This is a genomic window from Clavibacter sp., assembly GCF_014802555.1.
Classification (GTDB): Bacteria; Actinomycetota; Actinomycetes; order Actinomycetales; family Microbacteriaceae; genus Clavibacter; species Clavibacter sepedonicus.
Map to the genome: position 1 here is coordinate 1 of NZ_JAAVCB010000055.1, position 7442 is coordinate 7442.

2 protein-coding genes and 1 pseudogene are annotated in these 7442 nt (G+C 76.6%); all 3 read right to left on the minus strand.

Annotation, left to right across the window (positions count from 1 at the left end; all coding sequences use genetic code 11):
* On the minus strand, nt 1–994 hold a 994-nt coding region (locus tag HDR73_RS06075; RefSeq protein ID WP_287136291.1), incomplete at its 3' end, for an AAA family ATPase.
* Between the two features lie 60 nt (nt 995–1054).
* Entirely contained in the window at nt 1055–7096 is a 6042-nt protein-coding gene (locus HDR73_RS06080) for an Ig-like domain-containing protein (RefSeq protein ID WP_223842634.1), read from the minus strand.
* A pseudogene (locus HDR73_RS06085) lies at nt 7075–7442 on the minus strand (serine/threonine protein kinase); the annotation flags it as partial. The gene HDR73_RS06080 and the pseudogene HDR73_RS06085, both read right to left, overlap by 22 nt.

Sequence of the window (7442 nt, forward strand, 5' to 3'; positions counted from 1 at the left end):
CGGCGGACGGCCCCGCGGCCCGCGCCCCCGCGTGCCCGTCGCGCGGCGGCGCGGTCTCGATGAGGATCTGCGACAGCACGCTCGTGGGCGTCACGCCGTCGAACTCGGCCTCGGGATCCAGCAGCAGGCGGTGCGCGAGCACGGGCTCGGCGAGCGCCTTCACGTCGTCGGGCACCACGTAGTGCCGGCCGTCGGCGGCGGCCCAGGTACGGGACGCGCGCACGAGGGCGAGGGCACCGCGCACGCTCGCGCCCAGCCGCACCTCGGGCGCGGCGCGGGTCGCGTCGACGAGGCGCACCACGTAGTCGGCGACCGCGGGATCCACGTGCACGGTCCCCGCGCGCTCCTGCAGCGCCCGCACGGCCGCCGCCGACGCGACGGGCGCGAGCGTCACGTCGTGCGCGCTCACGGACGCGCCCTGCAGGATCCGCAGCATCGACTCGTGGTCCGGGTACCCGATGGAGGTGCGGAGCAGGAACCGGTCGAGCTGCGCCTCGGGCAGCGCGTAGGTGCCTGCCTGCTCGATCGGGTTCTGCGTGGCGATGACCATGAACGGGTGCCCGACGTCGTACGGCGTGCCGTCGACCGTGACGCGGCCCTCCTCCATCACCTCGAGGAGCGCCGACTGGGTCTTCGGGCTCGCGCGGTTGATCTCGTCGGCCAGCACGATGCTCGCGAACACCGGCCCGCGGTGGAACTCGAACTCGCCCGTGCGCTGGTCGTAGACGCTGACGCCCGTGATGTCGCCGGGCAGCACGTCGGGCGTGAACTGCACGCGGCTGTGCGTGCCGTCGACGGTCTGCGCTATGGCGCGCGCGAGGGACGTCTTGCCGATGCCGGGCACGTCCTCGAGCAGCAGGTGCCCGCCCGTGACCATGGCGGTGAAGGCGAGGCGCACCACGTGGGACTTCCCGAGCAGCACCTGCTCGACGTTGCGCACCAGGCGCGCGAACTCGTCCTGGAAGGCGCGGGCCTCGTCGGCGGTCATCGTCATGGGGGGCGTGCCTCTCGGGTGCGGCCGCGTCGTCCGGCGGGATGGCCGCGGGTTCGGCCGTCATCCGCGGTGGGCGTACGTGTACAGGGTGCCCGAGTTCGCGGTGACCCGCACCTCCAGGATCCGCTCGCCGCCCGCGGGGACCGCGCACGACCCGGCCGCGCCCGAGGACGCGTCGGTCCACGCGCCCTGGCCGCCGCAGCGCCACTCGCTGCGCGCGTACCCGCTGCCGTCGCCGACGCGCGCGCCGCGACCCGCGGCCGGCGGCATCGAGGTCCACGAGAAGGCCGTGACGCCGGCGTCGTCGGTCGCCGAGCGCACGTCGCCCGCGCGCGCGTCGACGGCGGTGCCGGCGGAGACCGGATCCGACCAGCCGCTCGAGCGCTGGCGCCCGTCGCCCGAGTCCTCCACGACGCGCACCTGGATCGTCGCGCCGACGCCCGTGCGCGGCAGCGTGAGCGCCTGGCCCACGCCGATGGGGACGCCGTCGCCCTGCCCGTCGACCCGGTACAGCAGCAGCGCCGACGCGGACGGGTCGCCCGGCCGGTAGCGGGCGTCGGCGAGGACCGCGCGGAAGACGCCGTCGCTCCCGCGGTCCGGGCTCGGCAGGTCGACCGTGACGACGGGCGTCGACGGCGCCGTGCGCGGGATCAGCTGGCCGGCCTCGACGACCGTGCAGCCCTGGCTGTTGGCGGCGAGCACCGCGAAGGCGACCGGCTGATCCGTGGCGAGGCCCGTGAACACGTGGCTGGTCGCGCCGCCGACGTCGACCGCGGGTCCGTGCTCGGCCGACCACGGCGAGACGCCCTCGGTGGGCACGGAGCAGCCGGGCGCGGAGCCGGGGGCGTACGCGGCGACGAGGTAGCGGATCCCGTCGACGCCCTGGCCCTGGAACGCGGGCCAGGACACAGTGACGCGCGTCTCGTCGGCCGGGTCGGCCACGGCGCCGGGCACGCCCGTCGCGGTCGGAGCGCCGCGCGGCGTGCCGGTCGCGGTGGCGGCGAGCCACGCGGATGCGTCCTGCACCTGGGCGCTGTTGCGCGCGGCCACCGCGACGGCGACGGGCACCTCGGCGACGAGCGACGGATCCCGCACCTCGACGCTCGTGGCGTCGGCCGCGACCTGCCGGGTGATGCCGCCCACCCCCACGACGTACTGCGTGACGGGGCTCGACGACGACGGCACCGCCGACGGCTGCCACGAGACGCGGAGCCCGTCGACGAGCGGCTCGATCGCGAGGCCGGCGGGGGCGGCCGGGAGCACGTCCGACCACAGGCCCGAGATCGACACCGGGTCCGAGGTGCCGACCCCGTTGATCGCCACCACCTCCACCTGCACCGAGGCCGCGGGGCCGTTGCCGGGCGTCGGCACGGTGCACGTCGTCGACGGGCAGACGACGGCCGCGGTCGCGGTGCCGCCGCGGAGGACGCGCACCTGGTAGCCCGTGATGGCGGATCCGTTGAAGGCGCCCGGCTCGAACGCGACCGTGAGCGACCGGTCCGCGAAGCCGGACGCGCGGAGGGCCGAGACGGGCCCCGGGCGGTCCTGCACGTGGATCACGACGGTGCCGAACGCGGCCCGCCCCGCGTCGCCCGTCGCGTCGCGCACCTCGTACTGCACGCGCACGTCGCCGGGCTCGGCGTCGGCGGACGCGTTGACGGCGAGGGTGGCGCGGTCGGCCGACGGCGTCACCGTCACTCCGGCAGGGAGGCTCGCGCCGTCGGCGCCGCGGATGGAGGCGACCGTGAGCGGCGTGCCCGGGAACGGGTTGCCCGCCTGGTCGTTGGCGAGCACGTCGATGGACGTGGAGGATCCGCGGGTCACCTCGCCCTCGTCGGTCGCGGGCTCGGCGAGCGGGCGCGTCGACGGCACCACGCGGAGGTCCACGCGGCCCGCCCGCCCGGTCTGCGTGGCGTCGCGGACGCTCACCGGGAACGACGCGGCCTGTCCCGTCGCCGCGGCCTCGTCGGCCGAGATGCGGAGCGTGCCGCCGTCGACCGACGCGCGGAAGCCGGCGGCGACGGCCCCCTCCAGCGCGAAGGCGAGCTGCCCGCGGTCGTCCTGGTACGGGTAGGTGGTGAGGCGGCCGAGGTCGACGTCCTTGGACTGCCCGGGCTCCAGGTCGATGACCGCGCCCGTGAACACGGGCGGCTGGTTCTCGGTGGGCGTGACCGTGATGGGGAGCACGAGCGCGGCCGTGCGCCCGCCGTCGGCGCCGGATCCGGATCCGTCGGTCACCGTGAACGAGATCGCCGCCGGCCCGAAGTACCCCGGCTCGCTCCGGTACGCGACGGTGTCCTCGTCCACGAGCTCCACGGGTCCGTCGGCGTGCGTCGCCTGGGGCGAGTTCGGGTCGGCGATGCGCACGGCCCGGCCGCCCGCGGCGACCACCTGCTGGTCGAGCTCGACCACGAGCCGCTCGCCGCTCGCCACGGTCGGGCGCGGCACGCCCACGCGCAGCTGCGGCAGCGTGTCCTCGAAGCCGGGCACCCAGACGAAGGCCGTCGCCGAGATCGAGGGGTCGTCCGGCTGCGCCACCGTGAACGGGACGATCCGGCGCTCGTCGCCGACCTCGACGCGGATCCGCCCGTCGGCCGTCACGCGCGCCACGTCCTCGTAGCCCGCGCCGACCGCGAGCACGAGCGACGACGCGTCGCCCTCCGCGGAGAAGACGCTGCGCATCACGTCCACGTCGACGCTCGACCGGTCGAGCACGTCGGAGAGCTGCAGCACCGTGTCGCGCGCGATGGGCCGGGTGGGCGGCGCGGCGGGATCCACGATCACGGTGAGGAACGCCTCGTCGCTCCCGCCGCGCGCGTTGCGCACGCCGTAGACGAAGCCGTAGCGCCCGGCCTGCTCGGGCGCGACGACGCGGACGGTGTCGCCGTCGAGGCCCGCGACGAGCCCCTCGGCCTGCGGCTGCACCGACACGAGCTCGAGCGCGCCGCCGTCGGGATCCGTGTCGTTCGCGAGCACCTGCACGCGCAGCACGCGGCCGGGCCGCACGGTCACGGTGTCGGCGGTCGCGACGGGGTTCCTGGCGCCCTCGACGCGCGTGCTGATGCCCACGCGGATCGTGCCGGTCGCCCGGGCGCCGAGCCCGTCGACCACGGCGTACGCGAACGCGTCGGTGCCGGTGGAGTAGTCGCCCGCCTGGTAGTCGATCCAGTCCGGCCCGACCTCGATGACCTGCCCCTTCTCCGGCCCGCTGTCCTGCCCGAGCAGCCGCACGGAGTCGCCGTCGGGGTCGATGCCGGTGAGCGGCACCGGGATCCGCACGGTCTCCCCCGCGAGCACGCGCGCCGTGAGCGGGCGCGGCACGGGCGCCGCGTTGGTCGCGACGTCGGCCTCGCGCACGGACACGGTGAGGGTCGCGGTCGCCCACTGCCCGTCGGGCGCGACCGCGCGGTAGACGGCCGTGTAGTCGCCCGTGCGGTCGGGCGCGAGGTAGCGGAGGCGGTCCTCGCTCGCGAAGAGGAGGCCGGCGCCCTCGGGCAGCGGATCCACGAGCACGGGGTCGAGGCGCAGCGCGTCGCCGTCGGGCTGCTCGTCGTTGGCGAGCACCGGGATGTCCACGGCGTCGCCCACGCGCACGGCGACGCGGTCGTCGGTCGCGACGGGCGGCTGGCGGACGGCCGGCTCGGGCACCTCGATCACGGTGATCACGCCGGTCGCCTCGGCCACGCCGTTGCTCACGCGGTACGCGACGTCCACGGGTCCGTCGAGCGGCCGCGTCAGGCTGATCCGCACGAGCCGCTGCCCGACGACCTCCGCGCGCACGCCCACGGCGTCGTCGGGCGATGTCGCGTCGGTGATCACGAGCACGCCGCCCGCGGGGTCGAAGTCGGCCTGGAGCACGTCCACGTCCTGCGCCTGGAGCGCGCGCACGAACACGGTGTGCGGCACGGTCACGGGCCGTCCGTCGGACTCGACGGCCCCGCGCACCTCGACGCGCACGACGCCCGTGGCCGTGGTCCGCCCGTCGGTCACCGTGTACTCGAGCAGGTGCGTGCCGGCCTGGCCGCCCTGCAGGCGGAAGGTGCCGGCCTCGAGGTCGGGCGTGATCTGCACGCCGGCCCGCGCGGGGACGGCCGCCAGCCGGATCGCGCCGCTCCCGCCGCGCGCGTGCGTCAGCGGCTCCACCGTGATCTCGCGCCCGAGCGACGCCTGCACGACGAAGCCCTCGGCCACGAGCGGCACGTCCCCTTCGCGGCGCACGGTGACGACCAGCTCCCCGGATCCCTCCTCGCGCCCGTCGGACACCTGCAGCGCGACCGTGCGCGTGTCGCCGCCGGCCCCCGCGTCCGTGTAGACGACGCGCCCCTCGGGCTTCCAGCTGACGGCGTCGGGCGCGGCGACGCTCGCGCGCGTGAGGTACACGGGATCCCCGTCGGGGTCGTACCACCCGCCCAGCACGTCGGTCTGCAGCCGGTCGCCCTCGGCCACGGATCCGGTCGCCGGCCGCACCTGCACGGGCGGCGCGTTCTCGTCGGGCGCGCGCACGGCGACCCGCACGTCCGCCGTCGCCGTGCCTCCGCGCCCGTCGCTCACGACGTACGAGAACCGCACCGTGCCGGACGCGCGCGCGGCGAGCGCGAGCTGGAGGCCCTGGCCGTCGTCCACGACGTCGACCGCGCCGACCTCGGCGTCCACGGGTGTGACGGAGTCGATCACGAGCACGTCGCCGTTCGGGTCGTGGTCGTTGAGCAGCACGGGCAGCGCGGTGGTGCGGCCGGGCCGCGCCCCGAGGTCGTCGTCGACCGCGACGGGCGGCTGCTGCACGCGGTCGGTCTCGGGCGGGGTGTCCGCGGTGTTCTGCTCGACGACGGTGTCGGAGCGGTCGCGGTCGATGAGGTCCGACCAGTTGTCGATGCGGCCCGCGTCGCGCTGCACGGCCCAGGCGGTGCCGCCGCGCGTGTCGTTGAGCACGACGCGCGCGCCGTCGACGACGAAGCGCAGGGACGCCTGCTGCGGCATGGATCCGAGGTCGCCGGTCGCGCCCGCCGCCGTGCGCCGCGCGTCCTGGTCGACCTCGCCCGCACCCGGGAGCACGGCGGGGGCCAGGCACCGCTGCCAGCCGGATCCGTCGGTCCAGCCCGCGTACTCGCAGCCGGCCACGCGGACGGGGCGCGCGGGCTCGCCGCGCGCGTCGCCGGAGACGACGACCGGCTCGCCGCCCGCGACGGGCACGTCGACGAGTCCGCCCGAGTGCGCGACGAGCACGCCGCTCCCGTCCGAGGAGGCGCGCTGGAGGGCGACGCGCGCGTCCGCGGCCACGGATCCGGCGAGGTCGACCGTGCGCCCGTCGACGAGGAGGGCGCGCGCGTCGGCGTCGTAGAGCGCCCAGTGGTCGCCGACGGAGGCGAGCGCGAGCCGCTGCCCGGCGGGTCGGCCGGAATCCCCCGCCTGGACGGTCTCGCCCGCGAGCGCGGCCGCGGGGTCGGCGAGGGCGTCGGCCGCCTCGTCCACGGGCGCGCCGACGGGCCCGACGTCCACGGTCTCGCTCACCGTGTCCTCGGTGGCGGCCTGGATACGCGACAGCGCGCCCGTCGCGGCCGAGTACACGAGGAGCGTCCCGTCGTCGCCCATCGACGCGACGGCGTCGGTCCCGAGGAGGAGCGCGGGCGCGCTCGCGGCGTCGAACGCGGAGAGGCCCGCCACCGGCACGAGCCACAGCTGGCCGGTCGCCGGCACGAGGATCGCGGCGCGGGATCCCGCGAGCATGACCTCGGCGCCCGCGGGCAGCGGCGCCGTGTCGACCACCGCGCTCGTCGCGTCGTCGACCACGTCGAGGCGCGAACTGCCGCGGTCGGCGAGCAGCACGGTGGATCCGGCCTGCAGCACGTCGATGTCCTCGCTGCGGGAGTCGACGACGCTGTCGAGCTCGAGCACGGACGTGTTGGCGCGGCCGATGGCCTGCTGCGCCGAGTTGACGACCCACACGGATCCGTCGTCGAGGTCGACCCGCTGCGCCTGGTAGCCGTCCGACACGAGCGCGAAGCCCGTGAGGAGGGCGAGCACGACGGCCCCGCCGGTGACGGTCGTCGCGGCCTGGCGGTGGCGGCGGATCCACTCGCGGATCATCGCGGCAGCTCCGCGCACTTCTCGGTCGACGCGTCCCCGGCGACGCCGTCGCGCGTGACGGTGACGCGGATGCAGGCGCGCTCGCCCGCGGCGCCGCCCGCCCCGCCGGCGCCGGCCGTCACGCGGAAGGTCGTGTCGCGCTGCGTGCTCGGCAGGCCGCCGTCGCGGACCACCTGGTAGGCGTCGTCGGCGCCGAGACCGGGGTCGCTCCAGGAGAACAGCACGCCGTCGGCCGCCGCGGACGCCCGGATCTCGTCCACCACCGGGATGTCGCGCGCCGCGGTGCCGGTGCCCGACCCGCCGAGCAGCATGCCGACGATCACGCTCGCGACGACCGCGCCGGCCGCCGCCGCCGCGATCGCGA